Here is a 19,997-nt window from a genome sequence, read left to right on the forward strand (position 1 = left end):
GGAGCAATATCATGGAAAACAGACAGTGGAAGTGCGGTGCCGAGCTGGTGGTTCGTCATCTGGAGGCGCAAGGGGTCAAGCAGGTGTTCGGGATCCCGGGGGCCAAGATTGACCGGGTGTTCGATGCGCTGGAGGACTCCCCCATCGAGACCATAGTGGTGCGCCACGAGGCGAACGCCGCCTTTATGGCGGCCGCCGTGGGGCGTCTCACCGGCAAGGCGGGGGTGGCGCTGGTCACCTCGGGCCCCGGTTGCTCCAACCTTATTACCGGGTTGGCGACCGCCACCTCGGAGGGGGACCCCATGGTGGCGTTGGGCGGTGCGGTTCGCCGTGCCGATGGCCTCAAACTCACTCATCAGAGCATGGATACGGTCAACCTCTGCCGTCCGGTCACCAAGTTCAGTGCCCAGGTCAACAGCGGGGCGGCAATTTCGGAAGTGATGGCCAACGCCTTTCGCGCCGCCGAGCTGGGACGGCCGGGGGCGGCGTTCGTCAGCCTGCCGATGGACATCATCAACAAGCCGGTGCAGGGCAATGTGTTGGTGCCCCGCGAGGTGCCGGAGCCGGGCTGCGCCGATGAGCAGAATATGGAGCAGGCATTGACCCTGCTGCGCAACGCCCAGAATCCGGTGGTGCTGCTCGGCCTGATGGCGAGCCGGCCGGAGAATGCCGAGGCAGTGCGCGCCTTCCTCGACAAGGCGCGGCTGCCGGTGACCGGTACCTATCAGGCTGCCGGGGTGGTGGACAGTTGCCACTTCGATGACTTTGCCGGACGGGTGGGGCTCTTTAACAACCAGCCGGGGGATCAGCTGCTGGCAGGGGCTGATCTGGTGATCTGCATCGGCTACAGCCCCATCGAGTACGACCCCGTGTTGTGGAATGGCGACCGGGAGCGGCGCATCCTCCATATCGACGTGCTGCCTGCCGATATCGACAGCAGCTACTGCCCGACCGCCGAGCTGGTGGGGTCGATCCGTGCCAACCTGTTGCAGCTGACCCGCATCATGGGCAATCCGAAAATCCGTCCCCCCGAGGTGGATCGGCTGTTGCAAGGGGTGCGCCAGCAGCGGTTGCGACTGGCGATGCGGGCCGACGATCTGCACGGCAATCCGGTTCACCCCTTGCGTATCGTGCGCGAGCTGCAGGATCTGGTGCGCGACGACATGACCCTCTGCGTCGACATGGGCAGCTTCCATATCTGGATTGCCCGCTACCTTTACAGCTTCCGCGCCCGTCAGGTGTTGATCTCCAATGGTCAGCAGACCATGGGGGTGGCACTGCCGTGGGCCATCGGTGCGGCGCTGGTGCGGCCGGGTGAGAAGGTGATCTCGGTATCGGGGGATGGCAGCTTTATGCAGTCGAGCATGGAGCTGGAGACGGCGGTGCGGCTCAAGAGCAATATCGTTCACATCATCTGGGTCGATAACGGCTACAACATGGTGGCGATGCAGGAGCAGCAGAAGTATTGCCGCACCTCCGGCGTCTCTTTTGGCCCCATCGACTTCAAACGCTATGCCGAATCGTTCGGGGCGGCCGGTTTCGCGGTGCGCTCGGCCGACGAGCTGCGCCCCACCCTGCGGGCCGCACTGGCGGTGGAGGGGCCTGCGGTGGTGGCCATTCCGGTGGATTACTCCGACAACCCGGGGCTGATGGCCCAGCTCAGGCCAGAAGTATTGGCATAAGTGTGGGCAGCAGTGCTGGCCTGAATCCCTGTGTAAGAGCAGGCAGACCCGTCCATATAGCAAAAACCGGCATCAATGGATGCCGGTTTTTTATTGTTTTGCGGGATGGGTGGCCTTAACGGGCCAGCTGGACGGCGGCGCGTGCGCGGGCCGGTTGTGGGCGCTGTTTGGCTTTTGGCGCGCAGGCTATCTTCAGGCGCAGCCACTCGCGCCACAGCAGCCAGCAGAGCGGCAGGGTGAGCAGCAGCACGGTCGCGGGCTGGGCCATCAGCACCCCATCACGGCCCCACAGTTGCGGCAGCAGGAAGATGAGCGGCAGCAGCAACACGGTTTTGGCGATGGAGATGACCAGTGCCTGACGGGTACGCGCCATGGATTGCAGCAGCACTATGCCGAACATGATGATCCCCTCCAGCGGAATGGCGCCGAGGTTGAGGGTCAGGCTGCTGATGGCAGCGGCCAGCAGTTCGGGATCCTTGTCGCCGGTATAGAGCATGGCGACCTGTCCCGGCAGCAGCTGGATGGTGAGCCACACCAGCATGCCGTAGATAAAGGTGAACTTGAGCCCCATCTCCATCAGGTACTTGAGGTTGCGGTGGCGCTTGGCCCCCGCCGCCTTGCTGATGAGCGGCTGAATGCCGAACGCCAGCCCCTGCAGAATGACGATAAAGACAGCTTCGGTGTAACCGGCCACGGTAAAGCCCGCTAGATCCTTCACATTGCCGTACACCATCAGCTGGCTGTTGTGCAGCATCAGCAGCAGGCCGAGGTTGAACTGGGCAATCAGGCTCGGCAGACCGGTAAAGAGCAGGTGCGGCATGGCGGGAAGGTTGGGCACCAGATCCCGCCAGCTGAGGCGCAGCCGCGCCCAGGGGGTAAAGAAGTAGCCAAGGCCGATCAGGCTCACCGCACCCTCTGCCATCAGGGTGGCCTGCGCTGTACCGATTAATCCCAGCCCCAGCCGACCCACCATGATGTAGTTGAGGATGATATTGAGCACGGCGCCGCTGCTCACCAGCACCATGGCCAGTTTCGGGCGGCCATCGTTGCGCAGCAGATAGGGCACCGCCAGATTGCTGGCCAGCAGCAGGGTACCGCCGCCAATCCAGGTGAGGTAGTCACTCGCCTGTTTCCAGGTCTCGGTGCCCTGTTCAATTCCCAGCCCGAGCAGGATATCGGTGTGGGTGTAATAGAGCAGCACCGGCGCAACTACCCCGAGACCGGCCAGCAGCCAGAGGGCGTTGACCAGCGCCTGACGGGCTAGCGTGTCGTTTTTCGCCCCTTGCTGGAAGGAGATGGCGGTGGCGGCCCCCATGCTGATCATGGCGGCCAGACCGATCAGCACCATGATGACCGGATAGACCAGGTTGATCCCGGCGAGGCCAGCGGCGCCCACATAGTGGCCGACGAAGATGCCGTCGATGAGGTAGTAGGCCCCCGAGACCAGCATGGCAAGAATGGAGGGGAGGGCGTAAGCCCAGAAGCGACGGGTCATGGCCCGTTGCCGCAGTGTTAAATAGGCAGACATATCTGTTCTCTCGGGGAGTTCGATTATCGAACAGCTAGTCTAGATTAATACTTATTTGGTGATAATCAGGGTTTCACTTGATGAATTGCTGAGTATTACTCACTAATCCGGGGTTTTGGTAGTGCGCCTTGAGCATGTCGATCAGGATGCGCAGCCCGCTGCCCAGCTGATGCCGACTGGGATAGAAGAGGTAGAAGCCGGCAAAGGTGGGGCACCAGGGCTCCAGCACGGTGAGCAGTTTCCCCTCCGCGACCTTCTGGCTCACCTCCTCTTCCAGACAGTAGGCGAGCCCCAGCCCCGCCTCGGCGGCGCCCAGATAGAGGGCCGGGGTGCTGGTGGTGAGCGGCCCGGTTACTTCGATCTCCAGCATGGTGCCATCGGCGGCAAAGGCCCAGCGATAGTGATGGTGCGGAGTGAGGCGATAGCCGATGCAGGCGTGGCGGCTCAGCTCGCTCGGGTGCTCCGGCGTACCGTGCTCCGCCAGATAGGCCGGGGAGCCCACCACCAGATAGCGCTGGGGAGGGCCGAGGGGGATGCCGATCATCTCCTTGGGCAGCAGATCGCCATAAAAGAGCGCGGCATCGTAACCATCTTCAATCAGCCGGGGCATCAGCTCCTGCTCCACCACCTCCACCTGCATCCGCGGATAGCGGGCCAGATAGTCGATCAGCACAGGTGCCAGCAGGCTGTCGATGGCGCCGCGCGGAGCGCAGAGCTTGAGTCGTCCCACCGGTTCATCGCTGTTGCGGGCCAGCTCGCAAAGCGCCTCTTCCAGGGTATTGAGGGTGGGGAGCAGCTGCTTGAGCAGCCGCTGGCCCGCTTCGGTCGGCACCACGGCGCGGGTGCTGCGGTTGAGCAGCCGCACCCCCAGACGGGCTTCCAGTCCCTTCAGGCTATGGCTGAGGGCGGAGGCGGAGACCCCGAGTTCGAGGGCGGCCTTGCTGAAACTGCGGTGACGGGCGACGGCGGCAAATACCGCCAGTTCGGCGAGATCGGTACGGGTAATGGTCATCATCAATCAACAAAAAGGCGTGAGTCACAAGGGTACGCCAAGGCCGTGCTGCACACAATCCGCGCTAAACGGGTGGCTTGTTGCAAATATGTAGCTGCTCGCAGGCCATTGATTCCAGTGAAACTAAGTTGAATTGTTAAAAAAAACTCACAATAAGGCGCTTTGAGTGTGATCTTGGTCGTCTGAAAGGCGACCAAAATCAAACTTTGGTTGATTAATTCAAAAAAACGCTGTGATTAATAAGGGCATTTAATTAAAGTCAGCCCATCAAGAGTGGCGCGCGTTAATCGGTTGTTAAGTGAGACGGGCGCCGACCCTCAGGGTCAAAATCTCGCACTGTTGTTTGTTGCAATCCTGTTGTCACAAGGAGTGATGGCCAGGTTGCCGGGGGGCGAGAGGTTAATTTCAAGGACGGACAGCAGGCGTTCCAGGGAGATGGAACCGGGCCAAGGCCCGACCAAACAAGAATCCCATTTTCCTAGATGACAGGAACAACGTATGTCTGACATGAATATTGCAGCTGATGGTCGTTTAGCCAGCAACACCTCCCGCGGCGTCAACAAGGCCGATGTGGTCTGGATGCTGGGTCTGTACGGTACCGCGATCGGTGCCGGTGTGCTCTTCCTGCCAATCAACGCCGGTGTGGGTGGCCTGTGGCCGCTGGTTGCCATGTTGATCCTGGCGCTGCCGCTGACTTTCTTTGCTCACCGTGGTCTGACCCGCTTCGTGCTGTCCGGCTCTACCCGTGATGGCGACATCACTGAAGTAGTAGAAGAGCACTTCGGCAAGACCGCAGGCAAATTCATCACCCTGCTCTACTTCTTTGCCATCTACCCGATCGTGCTGATGTATTCAGTCGCCATCACAAACACCGTCGAGAGCGTGATTGTTCACCAGCTGGGCATGTCTGCACCTCCCCGTGCCGTTCTGTCACTGGCCCTGATCCTCGGTCTGATGGCGGTTGTTCGTCTGGGCGGCCAGGTTATTGTCAAAGCGATGAGCGTGCTGGTATTCCCGTTCGTGCTCACCCTGATGGGTCTGGCGTTCTACCTGATCCCGCACTGGAACGGTGCCATCATCACTGAAGCTCCGGCCCTGTCCGACGCCTTCAACGGTGACTTCATCAAGACCCTGTGGCTGGCTATCCCGGTAATGGTGTTCTCCTTCAACCACTCCCCGATCATCTCCTCCTTCGCGGTGGACAACAAAGGTCGTTACGGTGAAGGTGCCGAGAAGAAGTGCAGCAACATCCTGCTGGGCGCCCACGTCATGATGGTGATGACCGTTATGTTCTTCGTATTCAGCTGCGTACTGAGCCTCTCCCCGGCTGACCTGGCTGCTGCCAAAGAACAGAACATCTCCATCCTGTCCTACCTGGCCAACCACTTCGATAACCCGGTTATCGGTACTGTGGCTCCGCTGATCGCCATGGTTGCCATCAGCAAATCCTTCCTGGGTCACTACCTGGGGGCGCAAGAAGGTATGAACGGCCTGATGGCCAAGGCGCTGCGCGAGAAGGGCAAGAACGTTGACACCAAGCAACTGAACAAAGTCACTGCCGTGTTCATGATCCTGACCACCTGGGCCATCGCTACCATCAACCCGAGCATCCTCGGCATGATTGAAGACCTGGGCGGCCCGATCATCGCAATGCTGCTGTTCCTGATGCCGATGTACGCCATCACCAAGGTTCCGGCCATGCGCAAATACGCTGGCAACATCAGCAACGGCTTCGTGACCATCATCGGCCTGATCGCCATGTCCGGTATCATCTACAAGCTGATTGCCTGATAACTCCGGTTACCAAGTTGAATGAAGAAGCCGCCTCGCAAGAGGCGGCTTTTTTTATGGCTGTTTGGGGCGGCGAGCGGATGCGGTATCGCTACTTCATCAGCTTCTTCACCTCGTCGCTGGCCAGCGCCTTGTTGAATTTGTCCCGCGCCTCTTTCCCCTTGGCAGAGTTGGTAAAGCAGACGTGGAGGGACTTGTCCTCGAGGATCTTGTCGTTGAAGCCGAGGTTGGCGGCAACATCCTTGAGTTGGGGATCGCTCTCCAGCAGATAGGTCATCACATTCTGGTCGATGACCGCCAGATCGAGTCGACCGTTGCCCAGTTTCAGCAGGTTCTGGCTGTCCGAGCTGGTGGCATCGGCCGAGAGCGCCTTGCTGGCCACTTTTTCGTCGAACTCGGTGGTATTCACATAGCCGGTGACGACACCAATTTTCTTGCCCTTGAGGTCATCAAGGCTCTGCCAGGTGACCGGCTGATCGGATCGCTGGGCAAAGCCGAGGGGGCCGTTACCTATGGGGTCGGAGAAGAGGCAGCCGCTCTTGGGGTCGAGATACTCGGGGAAATAACCCAGTACCTCTGGGTTGTTGGTTGCCTCGTCCACGGCCCGCTGCCAGGGATAGAACTTGATGGTCAGCGGGTCGCCAGCCAGGGCAAAGGCTGCGGTCACCACCTGACTGCTCTTGCCCTGTTCAGGGAGGCTGGCGCTGGTGTAAGGGGGCCATTCAAGGCTGGTCAACACCGCCGCCTGCGCGGCCGACATGCCGAACAAGGGAAGAGTGGCCAGGGCGAGGTGCTTCCATTTCAGGCTCATAGGGATAACTCCTTGTGGTCAAACACCCCTTAAAGATAGCCCCCGGTGTCGATTGCGGATGCCGGCCATGGCTGACCGGCATCCGTGCCATCTATTTATTGTCGATATTCTCCGACTGCCAGAGGGCATAGCCCTTGCCGGAGGCCGTGGTGGGCAGATCAATCTGCATCAGGTCGTTGCCGATGACGAAGGGGCCCGTGTAGCGGGCGCGCAGATCCTGCGCCAGATCTTTGACCCTGATCTTGCCGTTGAGGCCGATATGGCTGAACACGGTCAGCGCCGGTTTGGCTTCGTTCATTACCCGGGCCGCCTGCTCGGGGGAGGCGAGGTGACCGGCGATCGCCTTGTAGCCGGGGTTGGCCTTCATCTGCTCGGCAGAGGTCATGGAGACGCAGTGCACCAGCAGATCGGCCCCTTTGGCCTGCTTCACTACTTCGGGGCTGTAGCGGGTATCGCCGGAGAGCACCACGCTGTGGCCGTGGTAGTCGATGCGATAGCCGAATGACGGCTTGATGTTGACCCCGTGGTCGTTGTCAAAGGCAGTCACCTTGACCCCGTCATGGTTGTAGACCACCCCGGCGGTGACCTCGTGGCTGTTGATCTCCACCCCGTCCAGCGGCGTTCCCTCATCCTTGACCCGGGTGGCGATGTCGGTGGCGTAGGCCTGCTGCAAGCCACGGGCGAGAGCTGTGGTGCCTTTGGGGCCGAAGAGTTCCATCGGCGCGTGGCGCTGGCCATAGGCCGGTTGCAGCCAGCCGGTCAGCCAGAGATCCGCCAGCCCGTTGGTGTGGTCGGAGTGAAAGTGGGTGAGGAAGAAGGCGTTGACCCGGCCGATGGGGATATGCAGCTGCCACAGGCGGGTGGCGGAGTTGCGGCCAAAATCGAACACCAGCTTCTGGTTGCCCGCTTCGACCAGGGTGCTGTAACCGCCCCGGCTGATCTGGGGCACCGGAGTGCCGGTGCCGAGCAGGCTGACCCGAAAGATATCGGGCCGGGCTTGAGTTGCTGAGGCAGGGGCATGGTCGTGGTTGCTGATAAAGCTGCTCTCGGCGGCCTGACTGGCGCCGCTGGCCAGCAGACCGACCAGTAATGCGGCCAGATAGGTACTTTTCATGGGAATTTATCCTGTGGGGAAGGGACTGCATCACTGTATTGGTAACTAAAAGTTGAATAAATTGGCTAAAATCCATTTCTTACTAAACTTTTGGTTGTGAATCAGGGTCCTGGTCGCGGGCCAAACGGCCTTGAAACGGGCAAAAAGGAGGGGTTGTGGACCGATTGACCAGCATGCGTATCTTCACCCGGGTGGTGGATCTCGGCTCCTACAGCGCGGTGGCGAGCGAAGAGGGGATCAGCGCCCAGATGGTGGGCAAGCATGTGCTGGGACTGGAGCAGTGGCTGGGGGGCAAGCTGTTTCACAAGACCACCCGCCAGCAGACTCTCACCGAGCTGGGCCAGCTGTTTTTGGCTCGCTGCCAGCGGGTACAGGAGGAGATGGCACTGACCGAGTCGCTCACCCAGAATCTGCTGGCCGAGCCGGCCGGACGGCTGCGCATCGCCGCCCCCCTCAGCTTTGGCCACCACCGGCTGGTGCCGCTGCTGCCCGCTTTTCTCGACCGCTACCCCAAGCTGGATCTGGATCTGCAGCTCACCCCGCGCTGGGTCGATCTGGTGGAGGAGGGGTTCGACGCCGCCATCCGCACCCTGCGCCCGCAGGATGAGGCGCTGATCGCCCGTCCGCTGCTGACCCAGCACTACCGCCTCTGCGCTGCCCCCGACTACCTCAATCGCTACGACGTGCCCCGTCATCCGGCCGATCTAGTTCGCCACCAGTGCCTGCACGGCAACTGGGGGGAGCACGAGCGCTGGCAGTTTGTCGGGGAGGATGGCCAGAGCGAGGAGGTGCGGGTCGCCTCGCGCCTGCGCATCAATCACTGGCCAGCCTTGTTGACGGCTGCGCTCTCGGGGGCTGGCATCACCTTACAGCCCGCCGAACAGGTGCGTGAGCATATCGCTGCAGGACGTCTGCTGCCGCTGCTTGGCCGCTATCAGAGCCCGGCCAAGATCCTCTACTTCATCTATCCGGCGGCGCGGCGGCAGGTGCTCAAAATCACCCTGCTGGGGGATTTTCTGGCCGAATCCCTGCAAGCTGAGTCCGAGCCTGAATAAAAGGCTGCATATTCTCGCTGCCGTGCTTAACAAAGGGGCGGGGCAAGCCTAACATGGCGGGATGTTTTTTTAGTCAGGACAAAAGGATATGTCTGGGTTGAAAAAGGATCTCGGGCTCTGGCAGGGGATGGGGCTGCTCGCCACCTCGCTGCTCGGCACCGGGATCTTCGTGGTACCGGCGACTGCCGCCTCGCTGGCGGGTGGGGCCTCGCTCTGGGCCTGGTTGCTGCTGATTGCGCTGGTGCTGCCCATCGCCTTTACCTTCGCTCGCCTCGGTCGTCGCTATCCCCATGCGGGCGGTGCGCCGCACCTGATTGGCCTCGCTTTTGGCAACGGCGCCGAGCGCTTCTCCGCCTTCCTGTTTCTGGCGGTGCTGCCGGTGGGGCTGCCTGCCGCCCTGATGATTGCCGCCGGTTTCTGGCATGCCCTGTTCGAGATGGGGGAGTGGACCCTCTGGGCCATCCAGCTGCTCACCCTGCTCGGGGTATTCCTGCTGGGGCTGCGCGGGGCGCGCTCCTCCGGCAACCTGCAACTGTTGATTGCGCTCGCCATTCTGGGGCTCACCCTGCTCATTTGGTTCAAGGGGGAGGTGAGCTGGCGCGATGCGGCCCGGCCATTGCCTAGCGCGGATGAGTGGCCCCCTATGGCCACCGCGCTGGCGGTGATGTTCTGGTGTTTCGTCGGGCTGGAAGCCTTCGCCCACATGGGGGAGGAGTTCAAGCGGCCGGAGCGGGACTACCCCATCGCCCTGCTCGGCGGGGTGCTGCTGGCGGGACTTATCTACTGGATCCACTCGCTGGTGGTGCTCAAATATGGCCTCTACGGTGATGAGGCGAAAAATGCCACCGCCATCCCCTCCCTGCTGGCGCTGCTGTTCGGCCCCACCGCCAAGTGGCTGGTGGCGGTGCTCGGTTACCTCTCCTGCTTTGCCAGCATCAACATCTACATTCAGGGCTTTGCCCGGCTGATCTGGAGCATGGCGCGGGAAGGCAAGTTACCCCCCTCGCTGGCCGTGCTCACCGCGCGCGGCGCGCCGCTGCGGGCGCTCGGTCTGGTGCTCGCCATCTGCCTGCTCTGTATCACCCTCATCATCTGGCTGCGACTGCCGCTCGATGAGCTGATCCGCTACGCCAACGGCAACTTCGTGCTGGTCTATCTGCTCTGCATGGCGGCGGGCTGGCGCCTGCTCGGCGGGGTGGGCAAGGGGCTGGCGGGGATAAGCGTGCTGCTCTGCGCTCTGGTGCTGGTGGCGCTCGCCACTCAGCTGCTCTATGCGGTGGCGCTGAGTCTTGGCTACGGCGGCTTCTCGTTGTGGCGGCGTCATCTGCGCCGCAGTCGTCAGCAGGATGCTCTTCCGGTAGCGAAGTAACGTCTCCCCGATGGTCGAAGAAATGAGAAAGCCCTGATGTTCAGGGCTTTTTGATTCCGGCATATGGGATGTTCATATGAATACTAGTTGGCACGCTATTTGCCGAAAAGTGCGGTGTCGGATCAACTCAACGGCGATTTATAGCCAAAAAAAGTGGGATCCAGCTCCCGTTTTGCTTAAAGTGATCCCTTCCGATCCCGGTGGTCGGAATGCCCGCAAGGATGCCCTTCAGACGTAAACAGGATGGCCTGGCCAGACTGACTCTCAGAGATGTGATTGCTTCGGTTCTCTTTCTATCTGTCACCTGTGGTGATAGCGCCTTGTTCCGTTCAGTCAGCCCGGGTTTTGCGTCTCTCTCATCGTGCATTGTCACCATCTGCAGCGAGTGAATCATGAGCGAATCGGTTTTTGAGATCCACGACTGGACCCTGAGCGTTGACGACAACATGTTGTGTCGCCCCGACCGCGAGGTCTACCTCGAACCCAGACTGGTCAATCTGTTGCGGTTTCTGGCCCACAATGCCGGCACCGTGTTTGGCCGCGATGCCCTGATCAATGAGGTGTGGGATGGCGCCGAGGTGACCGATCAGGTAGTGACCCAGTCCATCTTCGAACTGCGCAAGATCCTCAAAGATGGTCGCACCGATGCGACCGACTATATCGTCACCGTACCCAAGCGCGGCTACAAGCTGGTGGCACCGGTAAGGCCGCTGCAGGTGGTTTCCGTGGTGATGGCGGACGAGCAGCCTGCTCCTGCGGTCAATACCGCTCTCTCCGACAACCCGACTCTCTCCGATCTGAGCCCGCCCGCGGCTGAGCAGGATGATGATGCACAGCCCAATGTTGCCCCTTTTCCCGCCGGACCCCTGACCCGCGCCATCTCCACCCATGCCAAGGATGCCCGCAGTCGCTGGAAGATGGTGAGTTTCGATATCTTCGTGGCCATCGTGCTGATCGCCATTGTCAGCATGCTCAGCTACCAGCACACAAGCCCCCAGGTGCATGCCATGCTGGATCCCAATCTGCTGGTGTTCCGCTTCCACTCCGGTATGGATGACAACAACGAGAACGTGCGCCTCGCCGATGGCATTACCCGAGCCCTGATGGGGGAAGTGGCCGTGGCTACGCCGCTGCGGGTGCAGTACGGCGCCACCACTCTGATGGGGGGCATCATGCCCGGCAAGGAGCTGAGTGTGCGGGTCACCCGCCAGCCCCGTGGCACCTATCTCGATCTGGAGTATCGCAATATCAACACCAACCGGGTGCTGTTCAGCCATCAGTACCAGCTCAGTCGCCACAGTGTGCACGGCGTGTTGCAGGCCAGCAGCCAGGATCTGCTGCGCGCCCTCGACCAACCCGATGCCGAGCCGGGGATGGGCTGGCCGATCGATGATGCCTCCCTGATGGCGATGATGGAGGCGCAGTACTACATCAACAGCCGGGATCCGGTCGCCCTCAAGCGCGGCATCGATCTGCTGGAGCAGGCGCTGATTGCCCATCCGGATCAGCCGCTGCTGTTGGCGGAGCGCTATCTGGCGGGCGAGGCGCTGGCCACCCTGGCGGGCAAATCCGAGAGCGAGCGACTGCAGGGGATTGGCACCCATCTCGCCAGCGTGGTGCAAAACAGCGGCGTCCTGCCAGCCCGGGTGTGGGAGGCGTTGACCCTGCAGGCGATCCTCAACGGCCAGCAACAGCAGGCCAACTATCTGCTGGAGAAGGCGGCGAGTCGCGGCCGCTCGGTGCTCTATTACATACTGCAGGGCAAGCTGGCGGAGCTGGATGGTCGCCCCGAGGCGGCGGGTGATGCCTACAGTCAGGCCTTCCTGATGGAGGCGACCGAGCAGACCTATCTGCTCTGCCAGCAGCTCGGTTTCTACAGCAATATGGAGAGCCTCACCCCGGCCCTGTTCAATGCGCTGGGCCAGAGCAAGGTGAAGCTCTTCTAACACCGCAGTGTTGGTTTTCCCCCGGTCGGTGCGGTTGCCGACCTCATCCACAGGCTGCCTTCGGGCGGCCTGTGCTGTTTCTGCTTGTTTCAATCCTGCTTGTTTGCCACCGGGGATAGTCGCTCTGGTGCGGCCCGATTTATCCTCCGCTGCTCCCCACTATCTGCCTTTGTCTTGCCCGCGGCATTCGCTGCACTCGCGTTTGTTCGGCTTCACGCCGCGCACGCAGCTTGTGACATCTGCTCATTGTTGGCGGCGGGATAAGCTGTCTGTCACGACTAATTTCTCATTGCTGACCGGTTATCGCCGTTGCGCTTTACCTCTGAGCCTGGATTGTGATGAGCCGAGCGGAGGGTCAAGCAGGAGGTGAGCGGCTACTCAGGGTGATGATCCGCAGGGCTTCCAAATGGCCGCAAGGGCAGGGGGGCGCAATGGGAGCTGCTTTATCCCGGGTTTATCTGGCCAAAAATATCAAGACGGCGAGATAAAGGGGTTATCAAGGGGCAGAAATGGGGCGGAAGGATATCAAGGTTTTATCAAGACGGCTGTGTGATGTGATGTCAATTTACTGTTTTTAAATGGTTTTTATCAAAAGTGACGAGGCGGCGAAAAAAGTTGCCTCATATTTTTATCCGTTAGCTGGTCTTTATGTTTTCCGGGGATGAGAGGCCTAGTCTGTGCCCATTCTTTGGCGGGGCGTTCCGCCAAATGTGTATGTGACGACCCGACCTTTTATAGAACCGGAGATCTTATGTCCCTAGATACGAGCAAGAAGATTGGCCTTATCGCCTGTACAGGTGTGGTGGCCGGCAACATGATGGGGAGTGGCATCGCGCTGCTGCCTTCGGCACTGGCCACCATCGGCTCCATCTCTGTCTTTAGCTGGGCAATCTGTCTGGTAGGCGCCATGGGCCTCGCCTTTGTCTTCGCCCGCCTTGCTACCAAGAACCCGCAAGAGGGTGGCCCCATTGCTTACGCTGGCGAGATCTCTCCGGTGTTCGGTTTCCAGACCGGTGTGCTTTATTACCACGCCAACTGGATCGGTAACCTGGCCATCGCCATTACCGGTGTCTCCTACCTCTCGGTCTTCTTCCCCATTCTCAATAGCCCAATTCCGGCCGCCGCTGCCACCATCGCTGCCGTCTGGATCTTCACCTTCGTCAACCTGCTTGGCGGTAGCTGGGTTAGCCGACTCTGTACCCTGGGTCTGGTGCTGATCCTGCTGCCGGTTGTCGGTACTGCGGTGATGGGTTGGGGTCATTTTGATGCCACCGTCTACAGCCAGAACTGGAACACCACCAGCGGCAGCGACCTGCATGCGGTCATCAGCGCCGTGCTGATCTGCCTCTGGTCCTTCGTCGGTGTTGAATCTGCCGCCGTCTCTTCCGGCATGGTGAAGAACCCCAAGCGTACCGTACCGCTCGCTACCATGCTGGGTACCGGTATCGCCGGTGTTATCTACATCCTCTCTACCCAGGTGATCAGCGGCATGTTCCCGGCCGGTGAAGTGGCTGCCTCCGGCGCCCCGTTTGCCATGGCCTCTTCCGCCATCTTCGGTAGCTGGTCTGCACCGTTCGTCTCTGCCTTCACCGCTCTGGCCTGCTTCACCTCGCTCGGTTCCTGGATGATGCTGGTGGGCGAGGCGGGCAAGCGTGCCGCCAACGACGGCAACTTCCCGAAAATCTATGGCGAAGTGGACAAGAACGGCGTAGCCAAGAAGGGTCTGATTCTGGGCTCCCTCAAGATGACTGCCCTGATGGTTGGCTTGACCGCCTTCACTTCCCAATCCGCTCACGCTGCCGATCTCTTCAACGTGCTGACCACAGATGCGGTGCTGCTGACCATGCTGCCCTACTTCTACTCCAGCATTAACCTGATCCGCTTCGAGGGCATGACCTCCCGCAGCATCGGCGCGATGATCTTCTCCGGTGTGGCCTGTGTCTTCTGTCTGGTGGCCCTGATGGGCGCCAAGGGTTCCAACCTTACCGCTACCTTCGTGGTGTCGCTCATCATCCTGATGTTCTACGCCAAAAAGCAGGGTCTGCGTCAGCACGACGCCCTGCTGAGCGAACAACCCAGCAACTAATTCCCCCTTTTATCTTCCGAGCGCTCTTCACTCACCATCCCTGATGGAGAGCGCCCCTTTACGTGTGGAGCATTACGATGAATATCATTGCCATCCTCAACCACCTGGGCGTTTTCTTTAAAGAAGAACCCATTCGCCAGCTGCAAGCCTCCCTCGAGCGCAAGGGTTTCGAGGTTGTTTATCCGGTCGATGTGGCCGACCTGCTGAAACTGATTGAGAAGAACCCCCGCGTTTGCGGCGCCATCTTCGACTGGGACAAATACTCTCTGGGCCTGTGCAAGGAGATCCACGATCGCAACGAGAAGCTGCCGATCTTCGCCTTCGCCAACGACCAGTCCACTCTCGATATTCACCTGACCGACCTGCGTCTGAACGTGCACTTCTTCGAGTACCGTCTTGGCATGGCCGATGACATCGCCCTCAAGATGGGTCAGGCCACTCAGGAGTATCAGGACGCCATCCTGCCGCCGTTCACCAAGGCACTGTTCAAGTACGTGGAAGAGGGTAAATACACCTTCTGTACTCCGGGTCACATGGGCGGTACCGCCTTCCAGATGAGCCCGGCCGGCAGCATCTTCTATGACTTCTACGGTCCGAACGCGTTCAAGGCTGACGTCTCCATCTCCATGCCGGAGCTGGGCTCCCTGCTGGATCACTCCGGTCCGCACAAGGAAGCCGAAGAGTACATCGCCCGTACCTTCAACGCCGATCGCTCCTACATCGTCACCAACGGCACCTCCACTGCCAACAAGATCGTCGGCATGTTCTCCGCACCGGCTGGCAGCACTGTGCTGGTTGACCGCAACTGCCACAAGTCGCTCACTCACCTGATGATGATGAACGACGTGACCCCGATCTACTTCCGTCCGACCCGCAACGCCTACGGCATTCTGGGTGGTATCCCGCAGAGCGAATTCAGCCGCGACACCATCGCAGCCAAGGTCGCCGCGACACCGGGTGCCCAGGCTCCCCGTTACGCCGTCGTCACCAACTCCACCTATGATGGCCTGCTCTACAACACCGGCTTCATCAAGGAGAGTCTGGATACCCCTTACATCCACTTCGACAGTGCCTGGGTGCCTTACACCAACTTCAGCCCGATCTATGAAGGCAAGTGCGGCATGAGCGGCGAAGCGATGCCGGGCAAGGTGTTCTACGAAACCCAGTCCACCCACAAGCTGCTGGCGGCCTTCTCCCAGGCCTCGATGATCCACATCAAGGGTGACGTGGAGGAAGAGACCTTCAACGAAGCCTTCATGATGCACACCTCCACCTCGCCGCAGTACGGCATAGTGGCATCGACCGAGATCTCCGCTGCCATGATGCGTGGCAACACCGGCAAGCGTCTGATCAAGGACTCCATCGATCGCGCCATCTCCTTCCGCAAAGAGATCAAGCGTCTGCGTGATCAGAGCGAAGGCTGGTTCTTCGACGTATGGCAGCCGGACAACATCGACACCGTTGAGTGCTGGAAGCTGGATCCGAAAGATGACTGGCACGGCTTTAAGGACATCGATGACAACCACATGTACCTGGATCCGATCAAGGTCACCCTGCTGACCCCGGGTATGGGTCGTGATGGCCAGCTGCTGGAGAAGGGCATCCCTGCTTCACTGGTCTCCAAGTTCCTGGACGAGCGCGGCATCGTGGTCGAGAAGACCGGCCCTTACAACATGCTGTTCCTCTTCTCCATCGGTATCGATCAGTCCAAGGCGATGCAGCTGCTGCGCGCCCTGACCGAGTTCAAGCGTGGTTACGATCTGAACCTGACCATCAAGAACATCCTGCCGAGCCTCTATCGTGAAGATCCGAGCTTCTACGAAGGGATGCGCATTCAGGAGCTGGCCCAGAGCATCCACGATCTGACCTGCAAATACCGTCTGCCGGAGCTGATGTTCAAGGCGTTCGATGTGCTTCCGGAGATGAAGATGACCCCGCACGCTGCATGGCAGCAAGAGCTGGCGGGCAATCTGGAAGAGGTGCCGTTGCGTGACATGGTTGACCGCATCAGCGCCAACATGATCCTGCCGTACCCGCCGGGAGTTCCGTTGGTACTGCCGGGCGAGATGGTGACCCAGGATTCTCTGCCGGTGCTCGAGTTCCTCGAGATGCTGTGCGAGATCGGTGCCCACTACCCGGGCTTCGAGACCGACATCCACGGCCTCTATCGTCAGGCCGATGGCAGCTACACCGTCAAGGTGCTGCGTTAATCGACAGTGACAACAGTCGAAAGTGACAACAACGGGCCGCAAGGCCCGTTTTTCCCTCCGGAATTCCTGTTCTTATTGCGTGAGTCGCCAACCATGAAGCGAGTACTCTCCATTCAATCCCACGTAGTCTTTGGCTGTGCCGGCAACAGCGCCGCCGTTTTTCCCATGCGTCGCCTCGGGATCGAGGTGTGGCCGATGAACACTGTGCAGTTCTCCAACCACACCCAATACCGCGAAGGCTGGCAGGGGATGGTGATGCCCGGCGGCCATATCCGTCAGCTGGTAAACGGCCTGGCGGAGATCGGTGTGCTGGCCGAGTGCGATGCGCTGCTGAGCGGCTACCTCGGCTCGGCCGAACAGGGGGAGGAGATCCTGGCGGCGGTGGCTCGGCTCAAGGCGATCAATCCGGCCGCCCTCTACTTTTGTGACCCCGTGATGGGTCACCCCGACAAGGGGTGCATAGTGGCACCCGGCGTCGCCGATTTTCTGAAAAACCGGGCACTGGCCTGCGCCGATATGCTGGCCCCCAATCTGCTGGAGCTGGAACAGCTCACCGGCCGCGATATCCGCAATGTGCCGGAGGCCATCGAGGCGTGCCAGCAGCTGCGCGCGCAAGGGGTCAAGCTGGTGATGGTCAAGCATCTGGGCAAGGCCGGTTTTGCCATGGACCGCTTCGAGATGCTGCTGGTGTGCGAGGAGGGGACCTTTCATCTTTCCCGCCCGCTCTACCCTTTTGCCCGCCATCCCATCGGGGTGGGGGATCTGCTGAGCGCCACCATGCTGGCCAATCTGCTGGCCGGTTGTACCCCGGTAGCGGCGTTCGAACTTACCAACGCCAGCGTGGATGCGGTACTGGCCCGGACCTGGCTGGCGGGGGCCTACGAGCTGCAACTGGTTGCTGCCCAGCACGAGATGGCGCTGCCGCAGGTCTCCATCCGGGCGACCCGCCTCTGAGCTGTTTGTACCAACAGCAGAAACAACAAAGCCCTGATCATCAGGGCTTTTTATATTTCAGATTCGGGGAGAGGGCTTAGTCTTGCGGGCTTTTGAGCGCCTTGACCACATCCTCTTTGGGCTCCAGCTCCTTGACCTGATTGAAGATCTCCAGCTCCCCTTGCGGGCTGACGGTGTAGGCATCGGCATCCTGATAGCTGCCGCTGCCAGCGCTCTCGATGATGACCACCAGCTCGGGCTGCTTGTCGCCATTCAAATCGACCAGTTTCAGCTCCCGGATAAAGCCGTTACGGGCCATCACCTTGCCATCCTGAAACTCATCCAGTGGAAATTGGGCGTTCTGACCCGAATAGAGCCGCACGTCATAGCTGCCGATGGAGGCGGGCTCACCGGCCCCCTGCGCTACCCGGATCACCTGCCCAGAGGGGAGGGTCAGTTGCTTGCTAAATCCCTCTTCGGCTTGTGCCGCCAGCGGCAGGGTCAGCAGCCCTGCCATCATCAATGCTCTGTTCATCTTGCAACCTCTTGCTGTCTCTTGAGTGCGGGCTCTCGGGGAGCCCGCCGTGATGCTGTTACCAAATCTTCACCCGCTTCTGGGGCGGCAGATAGAGCTTGTCACCCGGCTGGATGTTGAATGCCTCATAGAAGGCGGAAATGTTCGGCACCACGCCATTGACCCGGTACTCGGGGGGCGAGTGGGGGTCGGAGCGCAGCAGCATCTGCATCAGCTCGGGGCGATACATCCCCTTCCACACCTGAGCCCAGCCGAGGAAGAAGCGCTGTTCGCCGGTGAAGCCATCCAGCACCGGCGCCTCCTTGCCATCCAGTGACAGCTCATAGGCCTTGTGGGCGATGGTGAGGCCACCCAGATCACCGATGTTCTCCCCCAGGGTAAACTGGCCGTTGACGAACTGGCCGTTGATGGGCTCGAAGCGGTTGTACTGGGCCACCAGACGGCTGGTGCGGAAGCGGAACTCCTTGAGATCTTGCGGCGTCCACCAGTCGCGCATCATGCCGTCGCCGTCGGATTTGGCCCCCTGATCATCAAAACCGTGGCCCATCTCGTGGCCAATGACCCCGCCGATGGCGCCGTAGTTGACCGCATCATCCGCCGTCATGTCGAAGAAGGGGGGCTGCAAAATGGCCGCCGGGAAGACGATCTCGTTGTTGCTCGGGTTGTAGTAGGCGTTCACCGTTTGCGGCGACATGTGCCACTCGTCCCGGTCGACCGGCTTGCCGAGGCGCGCCAGACTGTCTGCGTATTCAAAGGCTTGCGAGCGTTGCAGGTTGCCCACCAGATCATCCGGTTTGATGGTGATGGCGCTGTAATCCTTCCACTTGTCGGGGTAGCCGATCTTAGGGCGGAACTTGGCAAGTTTCTCGAGTGCCTGCGCCTTGGTCTCGGGCGACATCCAGTCGAGCTCCTTGATGCTCTGGCCGTAGGCGGTGCGCAGGTTCTCCACCAGCTGCTCCATCCGCTCCTTGGCCGCAGGCGGGAAGTAGCGGGCCACATAGAGCTGGCCGACAGCTTCACCCAGATGATCGTTCAGCACCCCGAGCGCCCGCTCCCAGCTGGCGCGCTGCTTGGGCGTGCCGCTCAGGGTTGTGCCGTAGAAGGCGAAGTTGGCGCGGTCGGTCGCGCTGTCGAGATAGGGGGCGTAGTCGGTCAGCAGTTGCCACTTGAGGTAGGCCTGCCAGTCGGCGATGGGGGTCTGGGCCATCACCTGATCCAGCGCGCTCAGATAGGTCGGCTGACCGATGATGAGCTCCGGCTGACCAGCAATGCCCGCGGCATTGAGATAAGCCTGCCAGTCGAGATGGGGGGCGAGCCGTGCCAGTTCGCTGGCGGGGCGCTTGTTGTAGTTCTTCTCCCGATCCCGCAGGGCCACATTGTCCCACTGGATGGTGGCGAGCCGGGTTTCGAGGGCCAGAATCCGCTTGGCCTTGCCGCTCGGGTCAGATTCCCCGAGGCGGCTCAGCATGGCGGCGATATGCTGCTGGTACTTCTGGCGCAGGGCCTGACTGTCGGGATCCTGCTTGAGGTAGTAGTCCCGATCCGGCAGCCCCAATCCCCCCTGATAGAGGTAGACCGCATAGCGGTCGGGAGACTTGGCATCGGCGTCGATCCAGATGCCGAACGGCGCGCCGCCGCCCATGCGGCCCGACTGGGCAAAGGCGCGGGCCAGCGCAGCCTGATCATCGATCCGGTCGATATCGGCCAGCACCGGTGCCAGCGGGGTGAGCCCCTTGGCGTCACGGCCTGCCTGATCCAGATAGCTGGCGTAGAGATCGCGGATCTGCTGGGTCGGCGTGCCGGTGGCGGCCTCCTGCTTGGCCAGCCCCTCGACCAGCACCCGCACATCGGCGAGGGATTTGTCCCGCAGCATGTAGAAGGCGCCATCGGCGGGGCGATCGTCAGGGATCTTGGCGGTGGCGAGC

General features: G+C 60.8%; 14 protein-coding genes. 8 read left to right on the top strand and 6 right to left on the bottom strand.

Annotated features, from left to right (window positions below):
- Positions 1-11 precede the first annotated feature (11 nt).
- Positions 12-1,682 (top strand): acetolactate synthase AlsS, encoded by a 1,671-nt coding sequence (gene alsS, locus L972_RS03755; protein WP_047435679.1) that lies wholly within the window; start codon positions 12-14, stop codon positions 1,680-1,682.
- 115 nt (positions 1,683-1,797) lie between these two features.
- Here the strand turns inward: alsS and L972_RS03760 are convergent, their stop codons facing one another.
- Together L972_RS03760 and L972_RS03765 are read right to left on the bottom strand one after the other, a co-directional pair.
- Positions 1,798-3,210 carry an MATE family efflux transporter gene (locus L972_RS03760; RefSeq protein WP_047435682.1) on the bottom strand — a complete coding sequence of 471 codons (1,413 nt, stop codon included), beginning with the start codon at positions 3,208-3,210 and terminating at the stop codon, positions 1,798-1,800.
- A gap of 73 nt (positions 3,211-3,283) precedes the next feature.
- Positions 3,284-4,222 carry a LysR family transcriptional regulator gene (locus tag L972_RS03765; protein WP_042055187.1) on the bottom strand — a complete coding sequence of 313 codons (939 nt, stop codon included), beginning with the start codon at positions 4,220-4,222 and terminating at the stop codon, positions 3,284-3,286.
- A gap of 498 nt (positions 4,223-4,720) precedes the next feature.
- Here L972_RS03765 and L972_RS03770 point away from each other — a divergent pair, with 498 nt between their 5' ends.
- Positions 4,721-6,013: an HAAAP family serine/threonine permease gene (locus L972_RS03770; RefSeq protein ID WP_005338498.1), complete on the top strand. Its 1,293-nt coding sequence runs from the start codon at positions 4,721-4,723 to the stop codon at positions 6,011-6,013.
- A gap of 91 nt (positions 6,014-6,104) precedes the next feature.
- On the opposite strand, the gene L972_RS03775 is transcribed toward L972_RS03770, so the two are convergent.
- Positions 6,105-6,824 (bottom strand): substrate-binding periplasmic protein, encoded by a 720-nt coding sequence (locus L972_RS03775; RefSeq protein ID WP_047435685.1) that lies wholly within the window; start codon positions 6,822-6,824, stop codon positions 6,105-6,107.
- Between the two features lie 91 nt (positions 6,825-6,915).
- Entirely contained in the window at positions 6,916-7,938 is a 1,023-nt protein-coding gene (locus tag L972_RS03780; protein ID WP_047435688.1) for an MBL fold metallo-hydrolase, read from the bottom strand.
- Between the two features lie 155 nt (positions 7,939-8,093).
- Between L972_RS03780 and L972_RS03785 the strand changes: the two genes are divergently transcribed.
- The 6 genes from L972_RS03785 to pdxY all read left to right on the top strand — a co-directional run bounded on the left by L972_RS03785 (position 8,094) and on the right by pdxY (position 17,558).
- Positions 8,094-8,993 (top strand): LysR family transcriptional regulator, encoded by a 900-nt coding sequence (locus L972_RS03785; RefSeq protein ID WP_047435691.1) that lies wholly within the window; start codon positions 8,094-8,096, stop codon positions 8,991-8,993.
- Between the two features lie 88 nt (positions 8,994-9,081).
- Positions 9,082-10,362 (top strand): L-methionine/branched-chain amino acid transporter, encoded by a 1,281-nt coding sequence (gene yjeH / locus L972_RS03790; RefSeq protein ID WP_047435694.1) that lies wholly within the window; start codon positions 9,082-9,084, stop codon positions 10,360-10,362.
- 392 nt (positions 10,363-10,754) lie between these two features.
- Positions 10,755-12,308 (top strand): lysine decarboxylation/transport transcriptional activator CadC, encoded by a 1,554-nt coding sequence (gene cadC, locus L972_RS03795; RefSeq protein WP_047435697.1) that lies wholly within the window; start codon positions 10,755-10,757, stop codon positions 12,306-12,308.
- A gap of 751 nt (positions 12,309-13,059) precedes the next feature.
- On the top strand, positions 13,060-14,394 hold the full coding sequence (gene cadB / locus L972_RS03800) for a cadaverine/lysine antiporter (RefSeq protein ID WP_005338486.1): 1,335 nt from the start codon (positions 13,060-13,062) through the stop codon (positions 14,392-14,394).
- Positions 14,395-14,471: 77 nt separating this feature from the next.
- On the top strand, positions 14,472-16,604 hold the full coding sequence (locus tag L972_RS03805; RefSeq protein ID WP_042079860.1) for a lysine decarboxylase CadA: 2,133 nt from the start codon (positions 14,472-14,474) through the stop codon (positions 16,602-16,604).
- A gap of 93 nt (positions 16,605-16,697) precedes the next feature.
- A complete protein-coding gene (gene pdxY / locus L972_RS03810) occupies positions 16,698-17,558 on the top strand; it encodes a pyridoxal kinase PdxY (RefSeq protein WP_047435702.1) in 861 nt (286 codons plus the stop codon).
- A gap of 76 nt (positions 17,559-17,634) precedes the next feature.
- Here the strand turns inward: pdxY and L972_RS03815 are convergent, their stop codons facing one another.
- Positions 17,635-18,072: a PliI family lysozyme inhibitor of I-type lysozyme gene (locus L972_RS03815; RefSeq protein ID WP_040066645.1), complete on the bottom strand. Its 438-nt coding sequence runs from the start codon at positions 18,070-18,072 to the stop codon at positions 17,635-17,637.
- A gap of 58 nt (positions 18,073-18,130) precedes the next feature.
- The coding region (locus L972_RS03820; RefSeq protein ID WP_047435706.1) for a M13 family metallopeptidase at positions 18,131-19,997 on the bottom strand (1,867 nt) is incomplete at its 5' end.

Source organism: Aeromonas sp. ZOR0001 (genome assembly GCF_000801015.1).
Classification (GTDB): Bacteria; Pseudomonadota; Gammaproteobacteria; order Enterobacterales; family Aeromonadaceae; genus Aeromonas; species Aeromonas veronii.